Below are 21,798 nucleotides of genomic sequence, written 5' to 3'. Positions count from 1 at the left end.
TACGAAAATGCTTTTGGATTATTGGCGGGGTGGCCCGCGGGCCCGATCGGGCCGGGCGGAGGCCAGGTCAGTTTTGGCCCACCAGCAAGGATACCAATTCGGCGCACGCCGAATCCAACTGGCGGTTCACCACGACCTGGTCAAAGTCACCCTGAGCGGCCATTTCAGCTCGCGCCGTCTCGAGTCGCCGGGCCATGACCTCGGGCGTCTCGGTGCCGCGTCCGGACAATCGGCTCACCAGTTCGTCCCAGCTGGGCGGTGCCAGGAAGACCGAGACGACCTCGGGCATCGCCTTCTTGACGGCCCTCGCGCCGGCCAGGTCGACCTCGATGAGCACCGGCCGGCCGGCTCGGGCGGCGTCATGCACCGGTTCCCGGGGTGTGCCCGATCGGTGCAGGCCACCGTGGATCTCGGCCCATTCCAGCAGGGCGTCGGTCTCGATCAGTTTCTGAAACTGCTCGGAGCTGACGAAGAAGTAGTCGACACCGTCCACCTCACCGGGCCGCGGGGCCCTGGTCGTGACGGAGACGGAGAAATACAAGTCGGGAAGCCGCTCCCGCAGGCAGCGGACCACAGTGGACTTCCCGACGGCAGAGGGGCCGGACAACACCACGACTCGGGGTTGTCCGACCCCTCGGCCGACGCTCAACCTGTGCGCCTTTACGACTGGTCGAACTTCTCCAGCAGGGCCTTGCGCTGCCGGTCGCCGAGGCCGCGCAGGCGGCGTGTCGGTGCGATTTCCAGTTCGGTCATGATTTCCTGCGCCTTGACCTTGCCGACCTTGGGCAGGGCCTCCAGCAGCGCGGAGACCTTCATCTTGCCCAAGACCTCATCGGTCTCGGCGTCGGTGAGCACCTGCTTGAGGTTGGTGCCGCCGCGCTTGAGCCGGTCCTTGAGTTCGGCTCGCGCTCGACGCGCGGCAGCAGCCTTCTCCAACGCTGCCGCGCGCTGTTCGTCGGTCAACTGGGGAAGGGCCACGGGTTCCTCCGTCTCCTGGCAATTCTTCTTCGGCCATCACTTGTTTTGATCGGCTGGAAAACAAACCAGCCAGCGACGACGACCGTACCCACGCGGGCTGACGAAAGCTAACCCCACCCCCTGGTTACAGCGCTAAAAGCCCAGCGTGTAGTGCGCCGCGCGGGCCCGCGCGAAGCCGACCGGGATTTCCCGGTGACGCCTCGAACTCCATCCCCGCCAGCGGATATCGCTGCACGTCAACGGTTTTCGCGCACGCCGTGACCGGCCTGGTACAAGCACGCCGCCGTCACGAACGAGCACGACCAGTGGTCACACAGCGGGTTCGAGAAAATTTTCGCTGGTCACGGCGTGTCGGGCGTGTCGGCAGGGCCCGTGACAGGCCCGACAAGCCGGCGCCCATGTGACGCCTAACGCCCGCCTAACTCCCACAAAGCCGATGCACAGCTTAGCTAAATAACGTCGCCGGCGTCGGGTACCAAACTCCGTTCGGAGGGAAGCTGGACATGAACATCAAGCGACTGACCTGCGCTTCCGCCGCGACTGTCGCGGTCGGAGCGGCCACCCTGGCCCTCGGGGCGGGGGTGGCCTCCGCGCAACCGGGTCCGCCGCCGTGCAATTTCGGGAACTGCCAGGGCCCCGGACCAGGGGGCCCGGGACCGGGTGGGGCCGGACCGGGCGGCCAAGATCACAGAGGCCCGGACAACGGCCCCGGAGATCCCGGCCGCTGGCAGGGTGACCCGGGCGGGCCCGATCGCGGGCCCGGCGGACCAGATCGCGGGCCGGGAGGTCCCGGTGGCTGGCCTGGTGGCGATGACCACCGCGGCGATCACCGGTGGGACCCCCCGCCACCCCCACCGCCGGACCTGAGCTGGCGCGGTATCGATCAGGGCCGCTGGGACCATCAGCCGTTCAACTACAACGGCAACTGGGTGACCCCGGTGTTCGATCCGGGCTACAACGCCTGGGGCTTCTGGCTGTTCGGGATCTGGATCCCCCTGTGACCGCGTGAGAGAGCTACCGCCACGTGGTGGCGGGTCGCCGTCTATGGCGGCCCGCCATCCGCGCGTCGGGCTCAGGACGTGCGCGTCATCGCCCGGCGACGGCTCTAAGATTTGATCGTGATTCGGTCGGCATGTGCCGCGCTCATCCTGTTACTGGTCGGTCTGACGGCCAATGTCGCGGCACCCGCATGGGCCTGCGGCTGCGGCGCATACATCCCCGACACCGCAGGCCCGGCGGTGGTCAACGAACGCGCGCTGCTGGCCTGGAACGGGCACCGCGAGGACATCCTGATGTCGTTGAACGTGCGGGGCCAGTCCAACACGGCGGCGTGGATCATGCCGGTCCCGTCTGCTGCCGGTGTCACGCTGGGTGAGGCGGGCGTCTTCGACGAACTCGCCCAACTGACGGCGCCCCGCATCGAGTACCGCGACTCGTGGTGGCCGACGTTCGGTTGGCTGCACGGTTTCGCCGATGCGGGCGGCCTGGTGTCGGCGGCGGCACCCGGGCACCACGTCGATGTGCTCAGCAACCAGCGCATCGGACCGTTCGACGTCACCCGGCTGGCGGCCGACGATCCCGCGGCGTTGAGTGCGTGGCTGACGTCGAAGGGCTTCGCCCATCCGGCCGGTCTGGACCGCAATCTGGCGCCCTATCTGGCCGACGGCTGGCAAGTGGTGGCGATCAGGCTTGTGCCCGACGCGCGCGGCGCCACGCTCACCGGCGCGCTGCAACCGCTGCGACTGTCGTTCGACGCCGGTCGCGCGGTCTATCCGATGCGGCTGTCGCAGTCGGCCAAAACTCCACAGTCGGTCGACCTGTACGTGCTGGCCGAGCACCGGATGGATCCGACGTCGGTGCCGGTGCCCGGTGACGATCCCACGCTGCAGTTCGCCGGGCGACTCGACCCAGGCGCGGTGTCCGGCGACCTCGCCCCGTTCGTCGGCGACGGCGCGTTCCTGACCCGCTGGACCAACGAAATCGGCACTCCGGCAAGTATTTCGGGCGACTACGTGTTCGCGGCAACCGCCAGCGACACGCCGTATCAGCAGGTCATCTACCGCGAACGCGACCGCGGTGGCCTCACCGGGCTGGCGCTCGTCGCCCTGGTCCCGGTGCTCTGCGTGGGCGTCATCGCCGTGGGCGCGGCGCGGATAGTCAGGTCGCGGCGTCAGGCCAGATAGGCGACCGCGTCGCGCATACGCTCGGCGGCCGCGCGCAGCTCGTCGACCTTGGGCCCGGCCCGCAACACTTCCCGCGACACCGCGGGCAGCAGCTGCTTTCCGCCGCCGAGTCCGCCCAGCGCTTCCGGACGACCGCCCTGCGCCCCTACCCCGGGTACCAGGACGGGCCCACCCAGGCTGCTCAGGTCGGGCGGTTCAGTCACCGTGGCGCCGACGACGACGCCGAACGACCCGGCCGCTGTCCGGTTGGCCGCGGCGACCGCGTCGACGATCGACTGCGCAACCGTGCGGTCCCCCGCCATCGCGCGCTGGACGCCCGCGCCCTCCGGATTGGATGTGGCGGCCAGGACGAATACGCCGCGACCGTTTGCCGTCGCGGTGTCGAGCAACGGCTGCAGTGAGCCGAACCCGAGATACGGCGAGGCCGTCACGGCGTCGGCCGCCAGAGGCGAATCGCCCGCCCACGCCGCCGCGTACGCCGCCATGGTGGAACCGATGTCACCGCGTTTCGCATCGGCCAGCACGAGCACCCCGGCTTCACGAAGCGCCGCCGTGGTGTCCTCGAGCACGGTGAAACCCGCTGCGCCGTAAGCCTCGAAAAAGGCGACCTGGGGTTTGACGATCGCGAAGTCGGCGAAAGCCGTCACGCAGATGTCGCAGAACCGGCGCAACCCGCCCGGGTCGGTGTCCAGTCCCCAGGCCCGCAGCAGCTCGGGGTGCGGGTCGATGCCGGGACACAGCGGGCCCCGGGCAGCGACCGCAGCCGTCAGCCGTTCCCCGAACCCGCCCACGGTCACCGTGACTCGAAGGAGCTGTGCAGCTCCTGCAGGCTCATCACACCGATGTCACCGCGGATGCCCGCCTCGATACCCTGCACGGCCGCCGAAGCGCCCTGCACCGTGGTGACACACGGGATGTTCATCGACACCGCGGCGGAACGGATCTCGTAGCCGTCGACGCGGGGCCCGGAGTTGCCGTACGGCGTGTTGATCACCATGTCGACCTCGCCGGCCTTGATCACGTCGACCGCGGACGGTCGAGGGTCGGTTGTGCTCGGCTCCTCATAGTGCTTGCGCACCTCGTCACACGGAATACCGTTGCGGCGCAGCATCTCTGCGGTGCCCTCGGTGGCCAGCACGCGGAAACCGAGATCGGCCAGGCGTTTCACCGGGAACACCAGCGAGCGCTTGTCCCGGTTGGCCACCGACACGAACACCGTGCCCTGCGCAGGCAGCGAACCGTAGGCCGCGGTCTGGCTCTTGGCGAACGCCGTCCCGAAGTCGTGGTCGATGCCCATGACCTCACCCGTCGACTTCATCTCCGGTCCGAGCAACGAATCGATCTGTGCGCCATCGGCTCTGCGGAACCGGTGGAACGGCAGCACGGCCTCCTTGACCGCCACCGGGGCGCTGCGCGCGATGGTCCCGCCATCGCCGTTGCGGGCCAGGATGCCCTCCTCGCGCAGCTCGGCGATGGTGGCGCCGAGCATCACCCGGGCGCAGGCCTTGGCCAACGGAACGGCGGTGGCCTTCGACACGAACGGCACCGTGCGGCTCGCCCGCGGGTTGGCCTCCAGCACGTAGAGCACATCGTCCTTGAGCGCGTACTGCACGTTGAGCAAACCGACCACGCCGATGCCGTGGGCGATGGCCTCGGTGGCGCGGCGCACGGCCTCGACGTCGCTGCGCCCCAACGTGACCGGCGGCAGGGCACACGCCGAGTCACCGGAGTGGATGCCGGCCTCCTCGATGTGCTCCATGATCCCGCCGAGGTACACCTCGGTGCCGTCGCACAGGGCGTCGACGTCGATCTCAATGGCATCTTCCAGGAACCGGTCCACCAGCACCGGATGCTCCGGGGACAACTGGGTGGCGCGGGTGATGTAGCCCTGCAGGGTCTCTTCGTCGTAGACGATCTCCATGCCGCGTCCGCCGAGCACATAGGACGGCCGCACCAGCACCGGGTAGCCGATGTCGGCGGCGATCCGGCGGGCCTGCTCGAAGCTGGTGGCGGTGCCGAAGCGGGGCGCGGGCAGCCCGGCGGTGGTCAGCACCTCACCGAACGCGCCGCGGTCCTCGGCCAGGTCGATGGCCTTGGGGCTGGTGCCGACGATCGGGACTCCGGCCTGCTCCAGCCGTTCGGCCAACCCGAGCGGGGTCTGCCCGCCGAGCTGCACGATGACCCCGACGACTCCCGGTCCGCCTGCGCCGGAAGCCTGTTCGGCGTAGTAGACCTCCAGCACGTCCTCGAACGTGAGCGGTTCGAAGTACAGCCGGTCGGCGGTGTCGTAGTCGGTGGACACCGTCTCTGGGTTGCAGTTGACCATCACGGTCTCGAAGCCCGCCGCGCTCAACGTCGTCGCGGCATGCACACAGCTGTAGTCGAATTCGATACCTTGCCCGATGCGGTTGGGCCCCGAGCCCAGGATCAGCACCTTGGGCTTGTCGGTCTGCGGCGCCACCTCGGTCTCGGCGGCGGGATCGAGTTCGTAGCTGCTGTAGTGGTACGGCGTCTTGGCGTCGAACTCGGCCGCACACGTGTCGACGGTCTTGTACACCGGGTGGATGCCGAGGCGTTCCCGCAGCGCGCGGACGCCGGTCTCGCCGGCCAGTTCCGGTCGCAGCGCGGCGATCTGGCGGTCCGAGAGCCCGCTGTGCTTGGCGCGGCGCAGCAGCGTCTCGTCCAGGACCGGGGCGTCGACCAGTTCGGCACGCAGCGCGACCAGCGTGGCGATCTGATCGACGAACCACGGGTCGACGCCGGAGGCCTCGGCGACGGCCTCGACACTGGCCCCCAGCCGCAAGGCCTGCTCGATGTCGTAGAGCCGGCCATCGGTCGGCGTGCGCAGGTTGGTCAGCAACTGCTCGACGTCGGCGTCGGAATCCGGTGCTGTCCAGAACCCGGCGCGGCTCGTCTCCAGCGAGCGCATCACCTTGCCGAGCGCTTCGATGAAGTTGCGGCCCAACGACATCGCCTCGCCCACCGACTTCATGGTGGTGGTCAGCGTCGGGTCGGCTCCGGGGAACTTCTCGAACGCGAACCGCGGCGCCTTGACGACGACGTAGTCCAGCGTGGGCTCGAAGCAGGCCGGGGTTTCCTTGGTGATGTCGTTGAGGATCTCGTCGAGGGTGTACCCGATGGCCAGTTTGGCGGCGATCTTGGCGATCGGGAAGCCGGTGGCCTTGGACGCCAGCGCCGACGAGCGCGACACACGCGGGTTCATCTCGATGACTATGAGCCGGCCGTCGGAGGGGTTGACCGCGAACTGGATGTTGCAGCCGCCCGTGTCGACGCCGACCTCGCGCAGGATCGCGATGCCGAGATCGCGCATGACCTGGTATTCGCGGTCGGTGAGCGTCATCGCCGGGGCCACGGTCACCGAGTCGCCGGTGTGCACGCCCATCGGGTCGACGTTCTCGATCGAACACACCACCACGACGTTGTCGTGGCCGTCGCGCATCAGCTCGAGCTCGTATTCCTTCCACCCGTAGATGGATTCCTCGATCAGCACGTTGGCGCTGGGTGAGGCGGCCAGGCCGTCGCCGGCCATCCGCTCGACGTCCTCGACGGTCGAGGCCATGCCCGACCCGAGGCCGCCCATCGTGAACGACGGCCGCACCACGACCGGCAGGCCGAGTTCGGCGACGGTCTCGCGCACCTCATCCATGGTGAAACACACGCGGCTGCGGGCGGATTCGCCGCCGACCTTGGCGACGATGTCCTTGAACCGCTGGCGGTCCTCACCCCGCTGGATCGCCTCGAAGTCCGCGCCGATCAACTCGACGCCGTACTTCTCCAGCACCCCGTTCTCGTGCAGGGCGACCGCGGTGTTCAGCGCGGTTTGCCCGCCGAGGGTGGCCAGCAGCGCGTCGATCTTGTTGCCGCGCTCGGCCTGCTGGGCGATCACCTTCTCGACGAACGCCGGCGTGATCGGCTCGACGTAGGTGTGGTCGGCGTACTCGGGATCGGTCATGATCGTCGCCGGGTTGGAGTTGACCAGGCTGACCTGCAATCCCTCGGCCCGCAGCACGCGGCACGCCTGGGTTCCCGAGTAGTCGAATTCGCAGGCCTGACCGATGACGATGGGGCCGGAGCCGATCACCAGGACATGGTTGAGATCAGAGCGACGTGGCATTGAATGCACCTCCGGTCGGGCGCGACGGTGCGCATTTGCAGGTGGAAATGTGGCGTGTCGAGGGACAGACACGCGCGCTCGCGGTGCAGGGGGACATCTACTTCTCCCCTGCCATCAGATCGATGAACTGGTCGAACAGGTAGTTGGCATCGTGCGGGCCTGCCGCGGCCTCGGGGTGGTACTGCACCGAGAACGCCCGGCCGTTGGCGAGCCGGATGCCTTCCACCACACCGTCGTTGGCGCAGGTGTGGCTGACTTCCGCCGGGCCGAAGGGGGTGTCGAAGGTCTCGCCGGCTTCGCCTTCCAGCGCGAAGCCGTGGTTCTGCGCGGTGATCGCGACCCGGCCGGTGCGGTGATCGATCACCGGGACGTTGATGCCGCGGTGGCCGAACACCATCTTGTAGGTGGACCGGCCCAGTGCCCGGCCCAGGATCTGGTTGCCGAAGCAGATGCCGAACAACGGGATTCCGGCGTCGAGCACCTCACGGGTGACCCCGACGATGTGGTCGGCGGTCGCCGGGTCACCGGGCCCGTTGGACAGGAAGACCCCGTCGGGCTTGAGGTCGGCGATCGCATCGAAGGTGACCGACGACGGCAGCACATGGCTGCGGATACCGCGACGGGCGAAGTTGCGCGGGGTGTTGGTCTTGATGCCGAGGTCGACGGCGGCGACCGTGAAGCGGTGTCCGCCTTCGGGTGCTCCGTCCGGTTCGACGACGTAGGTGCTCCGCGTGCTGACCTCACCCGCCAAGTCGGCGCCCAGCATCGACGGCTGGCTGCGGACCCGGTCGAGCAGTTCGTCGGCATCGGCCAGGGCGTCACCGGAAAACAGCCCGGCCTTCATCGATCCGCGGGTCCGCAGGTGCCGCACCACGGCGCGGGTGTCGATGCCTGCGATGCCGACGATGCCCTGGCGCACCAGCTCATCGTCGAGTGTTCCGCTGGCACGCCAGTTCGACGCGCGCGGCGACGGGTCGCGCACCGCATACCCGGCCACCCAGATCTTGTCCTCGCGACTTTCGCCGTCCTCGGTGTTCCAGCCGGTGTTGCCGATTTGCGGCGCTGTGGCGACCACGATCTGCCCGTGGTAGCTGGGGTCGGTCAGCGTCTCCTGGTAGCCGGACATGCCGGTGGAGAACACGGCCTCCCCGAGCGTCTGGCCGACAGCCCCGAACGGGGTTCCCGTGAAGATGCGCCCATCCTCCAGCACCAATACCGCGGTGCCACCTGCGGATCCGCTGCCCTGTCCATATGTGTTCGTCATGCCTTCTCCTCAAGCCAGCGGTCCAACTCTGCGCGGTTGTCGGCGCGGAATCCGGTGTCGATCTCGGTGCCCGAGGGCAGTTTCCACCGGATGGCCAGAATTCCGTCGTGGGTGAGCGCCTTGCCCGCGATGCCGCGCTCGGTGCGGATCGCGGTGATGGACTCCTGCGGGATCCAGATCGGCCCGGCGCCGACGCGCTGCAACATGATGCCCTCGGGATAACGCGTCAGCACGGCCTTGGCCCGGAAGCCCAGATCCCCGGCGGCGACCTTGTCGTTCCAGTGCGGGACCAGCGTGGTGCCCACATAGAGCCCCTTGGTGGCGGGAACCGATGCCGCACTGACGGTGTCCGGCAGTGGCGGCAGGGCGCCGATCATCTCGGCCTGCCGCTGCACCCGGTGCAGCCAGCCCCGCAGCATCTGCCTGATCAGGAAAGCGATCAGCAGGACGACCAGGACCGCCATGATCAGCGAGGCGATCAGCGTGGGGGTGTTCACGGTGTTGATCCCCAACCCGCCGGTGCCGACTTTCCGTCGCGCGCTGTGATGCGGCCGCGCAGCAGGGTCGCGGTCACGGTGGCGGGCAGCTCCATCTGTTCGAACGGCGTGTTGTCCGAACGACTCGCCAAATCCGCTCCGGTGACGGTCCACGTGGCGTCGGGGTCGACGACCGTCAGGTTGGCCGGCTCACCGACCTCCAGTGGCCGGCCCTGATCCGGCAGGCCGACGATGGCCGCAGGCGCCTCGCTCATCACCTTGGCGATGCCGCGCCAGGTCAGCAGGCCCGGACGCAGCATGGTCTCGACCACCACCGACAGCGCGGTCTGCAGCCCGAGCATGCCGGGCCGGGCCACCGAGAATTCACAACACTTCTCGTGCTCGGCGTGCGGGGCGTGATCGGTGGCCACGCAGTCGATGACACCGTCGGCGAGGGCCTGTCGCAGGGCCTGGGCGTCGGCGGCTTCGCGCAGCGGCGGGTTCACCCGGTTGCGGCCGTCGTAGCTTGCCAGCCGGGAATCGTCGAGCAGCAGGTGATGCGGCGTCACCTCGGCGGTGATCGAAATACCCTGCGCCTTGGCCCATTTCAGCAATTCCACGGTTCCGGCCGTGGACGCGTGGCAGATGTGCACCCGGGCCTTGGCGTCGCGGGCCAGGATGGCATCGCGGGCGACGATGGACTCTTCGGCCGATCGCGGCCAACCCGCCAGCCCCAACTGGGCGGCGTTGGGCCCCTCGTGCGCGACGGCACCGACCGTCAGCCGCGGCTCCTCAGCGTGCTGGGCGATGAGCACACCCAGGCCCGAGGCGTACTCCAGCGCGCGCCGCATCACCAACGGATCGTGCACGCACAGACCATCGTCGGAGAACATCCGCACCTGGCCCGCACCCGCGGACATCAGTCCCATCTCGGTGAGTTGCTTGCCGCCCAGCCCGACCGTGACCGCACCGACAGGGTGCACGTCGACAAGCCCGACCTGCTGCCCGCGGGCCCACACGTGATCGGTGACCACCGCGGTGTCGGCCACCGGATCGGTGTTCGCCATCGCGAAGACCGCCGTGTAACCACCCAATGCCGCGGCCGCAGAACCTGTCTCGATGTCCTCGGCGTACTCCCGACCGGGTTCGCGCAGATGGGTGTGCAGGTCGACGAATCCGGGCAGCAGCACCTGCCCGGCCGCCTCGATCACCTCGGCATCCTCCGGAGCCTGCACCGTGGAGCCGATCTCGGCGATCTGCCCGTCGGCGATCAGGACGTCGACGGGCTCACCCTCGCCGTAGAGCCGCACGCCACGGATCAGCACCTGTGGATTGGCCTGCACGCGCTTGCTCATACGCTGATCGCCTCTCCCCCGCGAGCGGGAGGTACCCCCAGCTCCGCGCCAACCAGCAGATGGAACAGCACCGCCATCCGCACATGAACACCATTGGAAACCTGTTGCAAGACAGCCGATTGCGACGAGTCGGCCACGGGGAAGGCGATCTCCATGCCGCGCAGCATCGGGCCCGGGTGCAGCACCGCCGCGTGGCCGGGCAGCATGGCCTGGCGTTTCTCGGACAGTCCGTAGCGCACCGAGTACTCGCGGGCCGACGGGAAGAACCCGCCGTTCATCCGCTCAGCTTGCACGCGCAGCATCAATACCGCGTCGGCAGCAGGCAATTCGGCGTCCAGATCGTGCGACACCGTGACGGGCCATCCGGTCACGCCGACCGGCAGCAGCGTGGGCGGTGCCACGAGCACGACCTCCGCGCCCAGGGTGGCCAACAGCGACACATTCGACCGGGCGACCCGGCTGTGCAGCACATCGCCGACGATCACCACGCGCTTGCCCTCGATGGAGCCGAGGCGCTGACGGATGGTCAGGGCGTCGAGCAGCGCCTGGGTGGGGTGTTCGTGGGTGCCGTCACCGGCATTGATGACGCTGGGTCCTCCCCCGCCCTCCTCGGCCGTCCACTCGGCGAGCTGCTGGGCCGCGCCGGAGGCGGGATGGCGGATGATCAGCGCGTCGGCACCCGCGGCCCGCAACGTCAGCGCGGTGTCGCGCAGCGACTCCCCTTTGGCCACAGACGATCCCGACGCGCTGACGTTGATCACGTCGGCGCTCATCCACTTGCCCGCCACCTCGAAGGACACGCGCGTACGCGTCGAGTTCTCGTAGAACATCGTGATGACGGTGCGGCCGCGCAGCGTCGGCAGCTTCTTGACCTCGCGGCCCAGCAGTGCCTCGCGGAACCGGTCGGCGTCGTCGAGGATCGCCGTCGCGTCCTCCCGGGTCAGCTCCGCCGCCGCCAAAAGATGACGAGTCGTCATCGCAACTGTCTCCTCTTCGCGCGGGCGCTCATCTCACTTGTCTCCTCTTTCGCGCAAGCGCTCATCCCACGTGTCTCTCTTCGCGCAAGCGCTCATCGGGCAATCACCACGGCGTCACGGTCGTCGTGTTCGGCCAGCAGCACGTGCACGCTCTCGTTGCGTGCGGTCGGCACGTTCTTGCCGACGTAGTCGGCCCGGATGGGCAGCTCCCGGTGCCCGCGGTCGACCAGCACGGCGAGTTGGACGGTGCGGGGCCTGCCGATGTCGCGAAGCGCGTCGAGCGCCGAACGCACCGACCGCCCGGAGAACAGCACGTCGTCGACGAGGATCACGACGGCGTCGTCGATGCCGCCAGCGGGGATCGAGGTCGCGGCCAGCGGGCGCGGCGGTTTGAAGTTGAGATCGTCGCGGTAGAGCGTGATGTCGAGCGCGCCGTGCGGCAGCGTCACGCCGGCGAACTCCTCGATCTTGGCGGCCAGCCGGGTGGCCAACATCACACCGCGGGTGGGGATTCCGAGAAGGACGACGCGGGCCCGCTCGGCGGGATCGTCCAGCGCGGTCTTCTCGATGATCTGATGAGCGATCCGGGAAATGGTTCGGCCGACGTCCGCCGCTGACATCAATTCCCGGTCGGCACTTGAAGAGCCCATAAGGTGACCCTGACCTCCTTCTCCGCCTCTCGGGACGGATCGTTAAAGGACGTCGAACTGCCGTGCAGCCTATCAGGCGCCAGCGGCCGTCCTTTCCAGCGCGGCCCCCTTCGTCTCGGGCAGCAGGGCTGTGCACACGATGCTGACCACGACGAAGAAGGCGATCATCAGGCCCACCGCCCAGCTGCCGAGGCTGGCCACCAGCGCGCCGGCCACCAGCGGCGGGATGGCGCCGCCGACGATGCCCGCGAGATTGAACGCCATCCCTGCACCCGTGTAGCGGTAGCGAGTGGCGAAGATCTCAGGCAGGAAGGATCCGATGGGTCCGTAGGACAGTCCGAAGATGCAGAAGATTCCGGCGATCGCGACCGCGAAGCCGATCGGGGAACCCGAGTCGATCAACGGCATCACAACGAACGCCCACGGCAACGCGAGCGCGAATCCCGTGAGAATGATGCGACGGCGGCCGAACCGGTCGCACAGCACCGCCGAGAGCGCCGAGAAGGCCATCAAAGCCACGCCGGCGAGCACGCCGACGCCGAGGATGAGACTGCGTGGGTGCCCGATGCGGGTGCTGGCATAGCTCATCAAGTACGTGCCACCGAGGAAGCTCATGGTGAAGATGCCGACCATGCAGCCCGCGGCGAGTGCGACCTGTCTGCTCTGGCTGCGGAACAGCTCGGTGAACGGGGCTTTCGGCACGCCTCCGGCGACCTGCTCGCGGGCGAAGACCGGTGTCTCGTCGATACTCAACCGCACGTAGAGCGCGACGATGAGCAGTACCGCGCTGAACAGGAACGGCAGCCGCCAGCCCCAGTCGAGGAACACCGCGCTCTTCTCGCCGACGGTCACACTGACGATGAACACCACTAGATTGCTCACCGCCAGGCCGGCGCCGGCGCCCAGCTGGGTGAACATGCCGTAGGTGCCCCGCTTGCCCGCAGGTGCGTATTCGGCGCTCAGCAGCGCCGAGCCCGCCCACTCCCCGCCGACGGCGAACCCCTGCAGCAGCCGCAACGTCAGCAGGATGATCGGCGCCGCGATGCCGATGCTCGCCGCGCTGGGCACCAGCCCGACGCACACCGTCGACAAGCCCATGATCAGCAGCGTGGCGACCAGGGTCTTCTTGCGGCCCAGGCGATCTCCGAAATGCCCGAACACCGCGGCCCCGATCGGGCGGGACAGGAAGGCCACCGCGAAGGTGCCCAGTGACGAGATGGTCGCCATCGTGGACCCCATGTTCGGGAAGAACACGTGGGGAAAGATCAGAGCGGCCGCGGTGCCGTAGATGTAGAAGTCGTAGAACTCGATGGCCGTGCCGATGAAGCTGGCGAAGGCCACCTTGTTCATCGGGCTCGGGGTGGGGCTGGCGACGGAGTTCGGTTCGCCGTCGATCTGGTCCTGCTGGGTCATCTGCCTCTTCTCACGCCATGGTGTCCGCAGGGAAGTATCGCGCAGTCCCGGCCGATTCTTGTCGGGAATGCCCGGTGGCACCATGGCGCCCGCGACCCGGGTGACGGCTAACGTGGCGGGGTGAACCTCGACGGCAATCAAGCATCCATCCGGGAGGCCATCGACGCCGGGCTGCTCTCGGGTGCGGTCACGCTGGTATGGCAGGCGGGGGAAGTCCTGCAGGTCAACGAACTGGGCTACCGCGACGTCGACGCCCGGCTCCCGATGCAGCGCGACACCATTTTCCGGATCGCCTCGATGTCAAAGCCCGTGACCATCGCCGCCGCGATGGCTCTGGTGGAAGAGGGCAAGCTTCGCCTCGACGAGCCGGTCACCGGCTGGCTGCCCGAACTGACCGACATGCGGGTGCTGACCGAGCCTCGCGGGCCGCTGGACCGCACGGAACCGGCTCGCAGACCCATCACGTTCGACGACCTGATGACCCACCGCAGCGGCCTGGCCTATGTGTTCTCGGTGCTCGGCCCGCTGAGCCGCGAGTACGGCAAGCTGCCGTTGCGTCAGGACCAGGACCGGTGGCTGGCCGCGTTGGCCGAGTTGCCGCTCGCCCATCAGCCCGGCGCTCGGCTCACCTACAGCCATGGGACCGATGTGCTGGGCATCGCGCTGTCGCGGATCGAGGGCAAGCCGCTGGCGCAGGTGCTGGCCGAGCGCATCTTCGCGCCGCTGGGCATGACCGACACCGCGTTCTCGGTGACCGCGGCGGGGCGGCGCCGGGCGGCCACGATGTACCAGCTCGACAGCACGGCCGCCGAGGGCACGTTGCTGCGCGACGACGTGATGGGGCCGCCGCCGATTGTCGACCCGCCGTTCTGCACCGGCGGCTCGGGCCTGTTCTCGACTGTCGACGACTACCTGACGTTCGCCCGCATGCTGCTAGCCGGCGGCACTGTCGACGGGGTGCGGGTGCTCTCCGAGCAGTCGGTCGCCGCGATGCGCACCGACCGGCTGACCGCCGAGCAGAAGCGGTATCCCTTTCTGGGATCGCCGTTCTGGGTGGGCCGTGGCTTCGGGCTGAACTTGTCGGTGGTGACCGATCCGGCGAAGTCTCGGCAGTTGTACGGGCCCGGCGGGCTGGGGACGTTCAGCTGGCCGGGTGCGTACGGCACGTGGTGGCAGGCTGATCCGTCGGCGGATCTGATCCTGCTGTACCTGATCCAGAACCATCCGGAGATGTCGGTCGACGCCGCCGCGGTGGCGGGCAACACGTCACTGGCCCGGCTGCAGTCCGCGCAACCCCGCTTTGTCCGGCGCACCTACCAGGCCCTCGAGCGCTGAGCCTGCGCTGAGGGTGACGACGTTCGAGTGGTCATCGCCCTCACCGCGGAGTCAACACCCGCGAGCCGTCAGCCCGCGCGCGACAGTGCGTGCCGCGCATACGCCCGGACGTCGGCGTCGCCGTCGTCGAGTGCACCGGTGAGCGCCTCCCGCGCGGCATCCTCGGTACCCACCCAGCGGCTCAGGCTGAGCACGGCGGCCTTGCGGACGTCGAGATGCTGGTCGGTCAACGCCTGCGACAGCGAGGGCACCGCGACCGCGGGCGGGGCACCGGCCAGGGCGCGCGCCGCGCCCTGCCGGATCTGCCAGGCCGACTCCTCCAGTGCGCGTTGCACATTGGGCACGTCGACATCGTCGCAGCCGACCGCGCCCAGCGACGCCAGGGCGGCCGCACGCACCAACGGGTCCGGGTCGGCAAGCAATTCGCGCACCGCGGCGGCACCGGAACGCAGCGTCGCCAACCCGTTGGCGGCGGCGATCCGCACCTCCCGGTTGGTGTCGCGGGTCGCCTCGGCCACTCCCGCTGCGTCGTCGACGGACACCAGGGCCCGCACCGCCTCGATCCGCACCCGATGATCCGGGTCGGCAACCGCCGCGCGGTAGGCGTCGACGGTGCCGACGCGTCGCGAACTGAGCAGGTAGACAGTGACCGCGCGCACCACCGGATCCGGTGACTGGAGTCGGTCGGCGAACGCTGCGGGCTGGGGCAGCACCTCGACGAGTTCCCTGACACCATCGGCGGTTTCCTGCCGCACGGCGGCGTCCTCGTCGGCCAGCGCGTCGACGAGTGCTGCCTGGTAGCCCTCGGGCAACTGCTCGACCAACGTGGCGACCGCGGTGCGCCGCACCCCCGGATCGGGGTCGGCCAGATAACCACCGAGTTCGGCCAGCGACGGCTCCTGCAGGGCCAGCACCGCGGCGATCCGCGGCGACGGCGGCTGCACCGGAGCCTCCGCGCGCACGCGTGAGCGGGGTTCGGCGGGCGCCCGTCCACCGTGCAGTTCGGGCTGCGCGACCGGTGTCACGGGATGATCGGACGGCAGATGCTCCAGCCCGGGGACCGGCACGAAATACGGTGCCACCGGCCGCTTGACGAACCGCATCGTGCCGTCGGCGTCCTTGTACAGGTTCAGGTGGTAACGCCATCCCTGGTCGTCACGATCGGGCAGGTCGGCGCGCTCATGGTAGAGCCCCCAGCGTGATTCGGTGCGGGTCAACGACGAACGGGCCGCCATCTCCGCGCAGTCGCGGATGAACGAGACCTCAGCCGCGCGCATCAGTTCATGCGGGGTGCGCGCGCCGATTCCGGCTACCTCGCCGGACATCCGCTCGAAAGTCTGCACCGCGATCGACAGCTTGGTCGCGGTCTTGGGCGGCGCCACATAGTCGTTGACGAATCGCCGCAGCTTGTATTCGACCTGCGGCTGCGGCGGGCCGTCGGGTTGACGTAACGGGCGGTAGATGAGCTCGTGCGCTTCGGCCAGCTGGTCTGCCGGAAGTTGTTGCGGGAGTTCGACATCGGCGCGGGTGGAGGCTGCGTGCTCGCCGGCGAGGTCACCGTAGACGAAGGCCCCGATCATGTAGTTGTGCGGCACGCAGGCCAGGTCGCCCGCCGCATACAGCCCGGGCACCGTCGTGCGGGCATGCTCATCGACCCACACGCCGGACGCGGAATGCCCACTGCACAAACCGATCTCGGAAATGTGCATCTCGATGTCATGACTGCGGTAGTCGTGCCCGCGGTTGGCGTGGAAGGTCCCACGGGTCGGCCGTTCGGTGGTGTGCAGGATGTTCTCGATAGCGGTCAGCGTCTCGTCGGGCAGATGGCTGAGCTTGAGGTAGATCGGGCCGCGGGCCGATTCGATCTCCCGCTTCACCTCGGCCATCATCTGGCCCGACCAGTAGTCTGAGTCGACGAACCGCTCGCCGAGCGCGTTGACCTGGTAGCCGCCGAAAGGGTTGGCCACATACGCGCACGCCGGACCGTTGTAGTCCTTGATCAGCGGATTGACCTGGAAGCACTCGATACCGGAGAGCTCGGCCCCGGCGTGGTAGGCCATCGCGTAGCCGTCACCGGCGTTGGTGGGGTTCTCGTAGGTGCCGTAGAGATAACCCGAGGCGGGCAGCCCCAGCCGCCCGCAGGCCCCGGTGGCCAGGATCACCGCCTTGGCCGCGACCGTCACGAATTCCCCGGTGCGCGTGTTGAATGCGGCGGCCCCGACCGCGCGTCCCCCGGCAGTGAGCACCCGTACCGGCATGAAGCGGTTCTCGATCCGGATCTTCTCGCGCATCGAGCGTTGCCGCAGGACGCGGTAGAGCGCCTTCTTGACATCCTTGCCTTCGGGCATCGGCAGCACGTAGGACCCCGAGCGGTGTACCCGCCGCACTGCGTACTCGCCGTGCTCGTCCTTCTCGAACTTGACCCCGTAGCGCTCGAGCCGCTGCACCATCGCGAAACCACGGGTGGCGGTTTGATAGATGGTGCGCTGGTTGACAATTCCGTCGTTGGCGCGGGTGATCTCGGCGACGTAGTCCTCCGGGATGGCCTTACCGGGGATGACGGCGTTGTTCACCCCATCCATGCCCATGGCCAGTGCGCCGGAGTGTCGCACGTGCGCCTTCTCCAGCAGGAGCACCTGCGCCCCGTTCTCGGCGGCCGTGAGCGCGGCCATCGTGCCTGCGGTGCCGCCCCCGATCACCAGGACGTCGCACTCCAGGTGCACCGCGTCGGTGATGGCGGGGATCGCGGTCGGTTCGGTCATGATTGCTCCAGTGCGGCAATGATCTCGGCGCGTACCGCCGAACGTTGAACGTCGGTGCGCGGTTCGGGCACCTCGATGAGTGCACGCAACGGTTGGCCGGCGCGCCCGAGCACAGCAACCCGGTCCCCCAGGGCCAGCGCTTCGTCGACATCGTGGGTGACGAAGACGATCGTCGTCGGGTGCGCCCGCCACGTGTCGATGAGCAGTCGTTGCATGGCGGACCGGGTCTGGGTGTCCAGCGCGGCGAACGGCTCGTCCATCATCACCGCACGCGGCGCCCCGGCCAGCCCGCGCGCCAGCTGAACCCGTTGACGCATACCGCCGGAAAGGCTCTTGGGCAGGAAATCGCCGAAGCCGTCCAGCCCCACCTCGGCGATCCAGCGGTCGGCGCGTTCCCGGCGACCCGCCTTCGGTTCTCCCCGAAGTTGCAGTGCCACTTCGATGTTGGACCGGACACTGCGCCACGGCAACAGGGCGCTGTCCTGGAACACCATGCCCCGGTCCCGCGAGGTGGTGGTGACCGGCACGTCGTCGGCCAGCACCCGGCCCGCGTCGGGTCGCAGCAGCCCGGTCAGCGCGCGCAGCACCGTCGACTTGCCGCAACCCGACGGTCCGGTGAGCACCAGGATCTCGCCGGGCTGCACGGTCAGGCTCAGCCCGTCGATCACCGGGGTTCCGGTGTAGGACAACGTGATCGCGTCGAGCTCCAGGCGCATGCCGGTGCTGGTCAGTGTCGTGGTCATCGACCGTTCTCCTCGGCGCGGGGCAGCCAGCGGGTTGCGCGGCGACCGATCAGCTCGACCGCGGCGGCCGTGCCGAAACCGAGCACGCCAATGGTGATGATGCCGACGAACACGTCGGGATAGTTCAGCACCGTGTACGCCTGCCACGTGCGGTAGCCGACACCGAGCCGGCCCGAGATCATTTCGGCCGAGATCACGCAGATCCACGCGACACCCATGCCCACCGACAGCCCACCGAACAAGCCGGGCAGGATGCCCGGCAGCACGACGAGCCGCAGCACGTCGAGACGTCCACCACCGAGGGTGCGCACCGAGTCCTCCCAGATGGTCGGCAGCGCCCGCACTGCGTGCCGCACGCTGACCATGATCGGGAAGTACGCCGCCAGGAACGTGATGAACACGATTCCGGCCTCGTCGCTGGGGAACAGCAGGATGGCCACCGGCACCATCGCGATGGCCGGAATCGGCCGGGCCAGTTCGGTCAGCGGGCCGAGGACGTCGGCGAACAGCGTCGAGCGGCCCAGCAGGATGCCGGTGATCACACCGACGACAGCGGCCAGTCCGAAGCCGGTGAGGATCCGGATCAACGACTGCCCCAGATCCAGCCAGTACTCTTCGGTCCCGACGCGGTGCGCCAGCGCAGCGGCGATCTCGGTGACGGTCGGCAACGTGTCGAAGCGCAGGCCGAAGCGAATGTGATTGGCGGTCAACAGCTGCCACAGCCCGACCGCGGCAAGCACCGACGCCAGCCGCACCACACGGTGCGGCCAGGGTGAGGAGGCCCGGCGCGTGGTCGCCGCGCCCGTGCTGGCCACCGGCGCGGTTGCTCCCGTGACCGGCGCGGCGTCGGTGGTGGTCATACCGCACCTGCCAGAGCCTGTTGGTAGTCGACGACCGTGGTACCCGGATGGGCGCGGCTGTAGCGCTGCGCGCCTGCCGCGGTCCCGAAAGGCAGGTAGCCGGCACCGTCGCGGACCCATACCGATTTGTCGGCGAACCACCGGGTGCCCAGTTCGGCGTCCGGGACGTAGGCGGCGCGGACTTTCGCACCGCGGCCCTCGGCGTCGCGGATGGCCTTGAGCAGGCAGGTCGGGTTGGCCGCTGCCGTCGTACCGTCAGCACCGTCCAGCCACAGCTCACTGGCCGTGGCCGGGTTGTCGACGGCGGCGTGGCACAGCGTGTCCGTGCCGGCGAGCACCGACGGGTTCGCGGCGGACTTCACTGCGGCGTCGTAATCCTTGCCGCGGGCGGCGTACGCGGCGCGCAGCGGTGCGTCCTGCACGAACCCGGTGACGTCGAGATCGGCGAAGGTGCCGATCGATTTGAGGTACGGCACATCACCTTTGAGTGCGTGGACGAGTGACGGTTTGAGCGTGGCGTCGAACGACGTGCCGCCGGGGCCGTTGTAGAGGTACACCACCTCCTGCGGCAGACCGCTGCCGTCGGCGACGATCTTGGCCGCCTCGAGCGGTTTCGTGTTCAGGAAGTCGGTCGCGTCGAGTTGGGCTTGCAGAAACGCGTCGAGCACCTCAGGATGCTCGGCGGCGTACGCGCGTCGCACCACGACGCCGTGCAGGGTCGGATAGTTGAGTTCGGCCCCGTCGTACAGCAACCTGGCCTTGCCCTGCTGCACCAGCAGCCCGGGCCATGCCACGAATTGCGAAAGCGCTTGCACCTGCCCGGATTCCAGAGAAGACGCGCCGATCTGCGGCTGCTGGTTGAGCACCTCGACGCCGGTGTTGGGATCGATACCGTCTTTGCCGAGCGCCTGCACCAGCATGCCGTGCCCGGCCGATCCGACACTGGCCGACACCTTCTTGCCGGCCAGGTCGTTCAGCGTCTGCGCCGGCGAATTCGGTGCTACCACAACCATGTTCAGCGCACCCTTGGGGTTGTATCCCGTGACCGAGACGATCTCGGTCTTGGCGCGCTCGTTGGCCTGCGTCTTGGAGCCGTTGATCAGCATCGGGTAGTCGCCCATCGATCCGATGTCGATCTTCTCGGCGACCATCTGCGCGGTGATGGGTGCGCCGGTGTCGTAGTCCTGCCAGGTCACGTTGTACTTGGTGCCGGTGCGGGTGGTGATGTCGGCCAGCCGCCGTTCCAGATAGCCCTGGGCGCGCAGCAGTGTTCCGGCCGTGACGGTGTTGATGGTCTTGGACTGATAGCCGACGACGACGTCGACAGTGTTGGCCGACTTCGTCGCCGAGTCCAGCGAGCAACCCGCCGAGGCGAGCGTGACGCCGGCGGCAAGGGCGATCAGGGCTGTTTTCACGGGAGTCCTCTTAGCGGATCAGATACGGCATGTTGATGTGGACAGCGCCCGTGGGACAGCGGGCAGCGCACGGCCCGCAGTACCAGCACTCGTCGACGTGCATGTAGGCCTTGCCGTTGGCGGGGTTGATGGCCAGTGCGTCCAGAGGACAGACGTCGACGCACAATGTGCAGCCCTCGATGCACAGCGACTCGTCGATGGTCACCGGGACATCGGCGCGCTGATTGACCAGGGTCATGTATCGCTCCTAATAAGGTTGCCGCGCATGGTGATTCGGTCACCGCGCATCCGGATGTATTCGAGGTCGACGGGCCTGCCGTCGTCCAGGCTGGTGAGCCGTTCGGCCATCAACAGTGCCGACCCGGCAGGCACCTGCAGGGTGGCCGCCGAGTGAGCGTCGGCCGAAACCGCTTCCAGCGCAAAGGTTGCCCCGCCCAGCCGCTGCCCGCTGACCTGCTCGATGAGCGAGAACACGTCGTTGGTCTCCAACGGATAGCCGATGACCTGCTCGCCGATATCGGGGACGAGGTACGTCAGATCGAGCGATACGGGTAGTTCGCCGAGATACCGCAGCCGTTCGATGTAGACCACCTGAGCGCCAGGTTCCAGCGCCAGCTTGCGCGCGACGGCCGGCGGGGCCGCCAGGTGCAGCACCGCCCGGACCTCGTTGCGGACCTCGCCGTAGTCCTTGAACGTCTCTTTGAGCCCGACGAGCGCGTCGAGGCCATGGTTGTATTTGCGGACCGCCACATGGGTGCCGACCTTGGTGCCGCGGTCGATCAAACCCTCGTTCTTGAGCACGGAGAGTGCTTCGCGCACGGTGTTGCGCGAGACGAAGAACTCCCCCGCAAGTTCTGCCTCCGTGGGGAGGCCGCCCGCGTAGGCCCCGTCGTAGATCTGATGGCGCAGTACGTCGGCCACCTGCCGGGCCTGGTCGGCGCGGGGACGCCGGATGGGCACGGGGCCAGGATGAGCTTCGGGCTGCGACACGCAAACACGGTAAGGGCGCCTGCGCAGCCCCTGCAGTGCGACGAATCCGCTGCTGGCGCAGGTTAACTGATTGCGCCGCCGCAACGGCTCCCGCACCAGGTCAAACCGGGTACAGGGACGGTATTGCGCCACCTGGCGCGGGTCGAGAATTTACAATCGCGCTGATCGAAACGCGGACGCACCGCTTATGGTGACAGCAGATGCACTGCACAACGGTCCAGGGAGGGCACCGTGAAGACACTGCAGCGCGCGGCCGTGATCG

Annotated in this window: 19 protein-coding genes; 3 read left to right on the top strand and 16 right to left on the bottom strand. The window is 68.4% G+C overall.

Annotated elements, in window-relative coordinates; genetic code table 11:
* Positions 1-67: 67 nt before the first annotated feature.
* Positions 68-649 carry a guanylate kinase gene (gmk, locus tag RMCB_RS31060; protein WP_062831815.1) on the bottom strand — a complete coding sequence of 194 codons (582 nt, stop codon included), beginning with the start codon at positions 647-649 and terminating at the stop codon, positions 68-70.
* An 11-nt stretch (positions 650-660) separates the two neighbouring features.
* A complete protein-coding gene (mihF, locus tag RMCB_RS31055; protein WP_003894434.1) occupies positions 661-978 on the bottom strand; it encodes an integration host factor, actinobacterial type in 318 nt (105 codons plus the stop codon).
* A 503-nt stretch (positions 979-1,481) separates the two neighbouring features.
* Here mihF and RMCB_RS31050 point away from each other — a divergent pair.
* Complete coding sequence (locus tag RMCB_RS31050) at positions 1,482-1,979, top strand: hypothetical protein (RefSeq protein WP_062831814.1); 498 nt, start codon at positions 1,482-1,484, stop codon at positions 1,977-1,979.
* A 117-nt stretch (positions 1,980-2,096) separates the two neighbouring features.
* Positions 2,097-3,161, top strand: coding sequence for a DUF2330 domain-containing protein (locus RMCB_RS31045; protein WP_234792301.1), 1,065 nt, complete (start codon positions 2,097-2,099; stop codon positions 3,159-3,161).
* Here RMCB_RS31045 and pyrF read toward each other — a convergent pair.
* From pyrF to RMCB_RS31005, 8 genes are all read right to left on the bottom strand, one after another.
* A complete protein-coding gene (gene pyrF, locus RMCB_RS31040) occupies positions 3,149-3,952 on the bottom strand; it encodes an orotidine-5'-phosphate decarboxylase (protein ID WP_062831812.1) in 804 nt (267 codons plus the stop codon). The two genes, RMCB_RS31045 and pyrF, sit on opposite strands and share 13 nt — an antisense overlap.
* Before the next feature lie 2 nt (positions 3,953-3,954).
* Complete coding sequence (gene carB / locus RMCB_RS31035) at positions 3,955-7,296, bottom strand: carbamoyl-phosphate synthase large subunit (RefSeq protein WP_062831811.1); 3,342 nt, start codon at positions 7,294-7,296, stop codon at positions 3,955-3,957.
* Between the two features lie 97 nt (positions 7,297-7,393).
* Entirely contained in the window at positions 7,394-8,560 is a 1,167-nt protein-coding gene (gene carA, locus RMCB_RS31030; protein ID WP_062831810.1) for a glutamine-hydrolyzing carbamoyl-phosphate synthase small subunit, read from the bottom strand.
* A complete protein-coding gene (locus tag RMCB_RS31025) occupies positions 8,557-9,057 on the bottom strand; it encodes a PH-like domain-containing protein (protein WP_029372878.1) in 501 nt (166 codons plus the stop codon). The genes carA and RMCB_RS31025 overlap by 4 nt, the downstream gene beginning before the upstream one ends.
* Complete coding sequence (locus RMCB_RS31020; protein ID WP_062831809.1) at positions 9,054-10,391, bottom strand: dihydroorotase; 1,338 nt, start codon at positions 10,389-10,391, stop codon at positions 9,054-9,056. The genes RMCB_RS31025 and RMCB_RS31020 overlap by 4 nt, the downstream gene beginning before the upstream one ends.
* Positions 10,388-11,368 carry an aspartate carbamoyltransferase catalytic subunit gene (locus RMCB_RS31015; protein WP_062831808.1) on the bottom strand — a complete coding sequence of 327 codons (981 nt, stop codon included), beginning with the start codon at positions 11,366-11,368 and terminating at the stop codon, positions 10,388-10,390. Before RMCB_RS31015 ends, RMCB_RS31020 begins: the two co-directional genes overlap by 4 nt.
* A 92-nt stretch (positions 11,369-11,460) precedes the next feature.
* A complete protein-coding gene (gene pyrR, locus RMCB_RS31010) occupies positions 11,461-12,018 on the bottom strand; it encodes a bifunctional pyr operon transcriptional regulator/uracil phosphoribosyltransferase PyrR (RefSeq protein ID WP_029372881.1) in 558 nt (185 codons plus the stop codon).
* Between the two features lie 72 nt (positions 12,019-12,090).
* A complete protein-coding gene (locus RMCB_RS31005; protein ID WP_062831807.1) occupies positions 12,091-13,431 on the bottom strand; it encodes an MFS transporter in 1,341 nt (446 codons plus the stop codon).
* A 120-nt stretch (positions 13,432-13,551) separates the two neighbouring features.
* On the opposite strand from RMCB_RS31005, the gene RMCB_RS31000 reads away from it, so the two are divergent.
* Positions 13,552-14,766, top strand: a complete 1,215-nt coding sequence (locus tag RMCB_RS31000) for a serine hydrolase domain-containing protein (protein WP_062831806.1) — start codon at positions 13,552-13,554, stop codon at positions 14,764-14,766.
* 68 nt (positions 14,767-14,834) lie between these two features.
* Here the strand turns inward: RMCB_RS31000 and RMCB_RS30995 are convergent, their stop codons facing one another.
* From RMCB_RS30995 to RMCB_RS30970, 6 genes are read right to left on the bottom strand one after another with little or no spacing between them, the layout of a single operon-like run.
* On the bottom strand, positions 14,835-17,528 hold the full coding sequence (locus tag RMCB_RS30995) for a fumarate reductase/succinate dehydrogenase flavoprotein subunit (RefSeq protein ID WP_062831805.1): 2,694 nt from the start codon (positions 17,526-17,528) through the stop codon (positions 14,835-14,837).
* Entirely contained in the window at positions 17,525-18,271 is a 747-nt protein-coding gene (locus RMCB_RS30990) for an ABC transporter ATP-binding protein (RefSeq protein ID WP_062831804.1), read from the bottom strand. The genes RMCB_RS30995 and RMCB_RS30990 overlap by 4 nt, the downstream gene beginning before the upstream one ends.
* Positions 18,268-19,131 (bottom strand): ABC transporter permease, encoded by an 864-nt coding sequence (locus RMCB_RS30985; RefSeq protein ID WP_062831803.1) that lies wholly within the window; start codon positions 19,129-19,131, stop codon positions 18,268-18,270. Before RMCB_RS30985 ends, RMCB_RS30990 begins: the two co-directional genes overlap by 4 nt.
* A complete protein-coding gene (locus RMCB_RS30980; protein ID WP_062831802.1) occupies positions 19,128-20,546 on the bottom strand; it encodes an ABC transporter substrate-binding protein in 1,419 nt (472 codons plus the stop codon). Before RMCB_RS30980 ends, RMCB_RS30985 begins: the two co-directional genes overlap by 4 nt.
* A 10-nt stretch (positions 20,547-20,556) precedes the next feature.
* Positions 20,557-20,784 carry a 4Fe-4S dicluster domain-containing protein gene (locus RMCB_RS30975; protein ID WP_029372888.1) on the bottom strand — a complete coding sequence of 76 codons (228 nt, stop codon included), beginning with the start codon at positions 20,782-20,784 and terminating at the stop codon, positions 20,557-20,559.
* Entirely contained in the window at positions 20,781-21,536 is a 756-nt protein-coding gene (locus tag RMCB_RS30970) for a GntR family transcriptional regulator (protein ID WP_036425697.1), read from the bottom strand. The genes RMCB_RS30975 and RMCB_RS30970 overlap by 4 nt, the downstream gene beginning before the upstream one ends.
* Between the last annotated feature and the right edge of the window lie 262 nt (positions 21,537-21,798).

The sequence above is a fragment of the Mycolicibacterium brisbanense genome (genome assembly GCF_001570425.1).
GTDB lineage: Bacteria > Actinomycetota > Actinomycetes > Mycobacteriales > Mycobacteriaceae > Mycobacterium > Mycobacterium brisbanense.
This window is presented reverse-complemented; position numbering and strand designations above follow the sequence as displayed.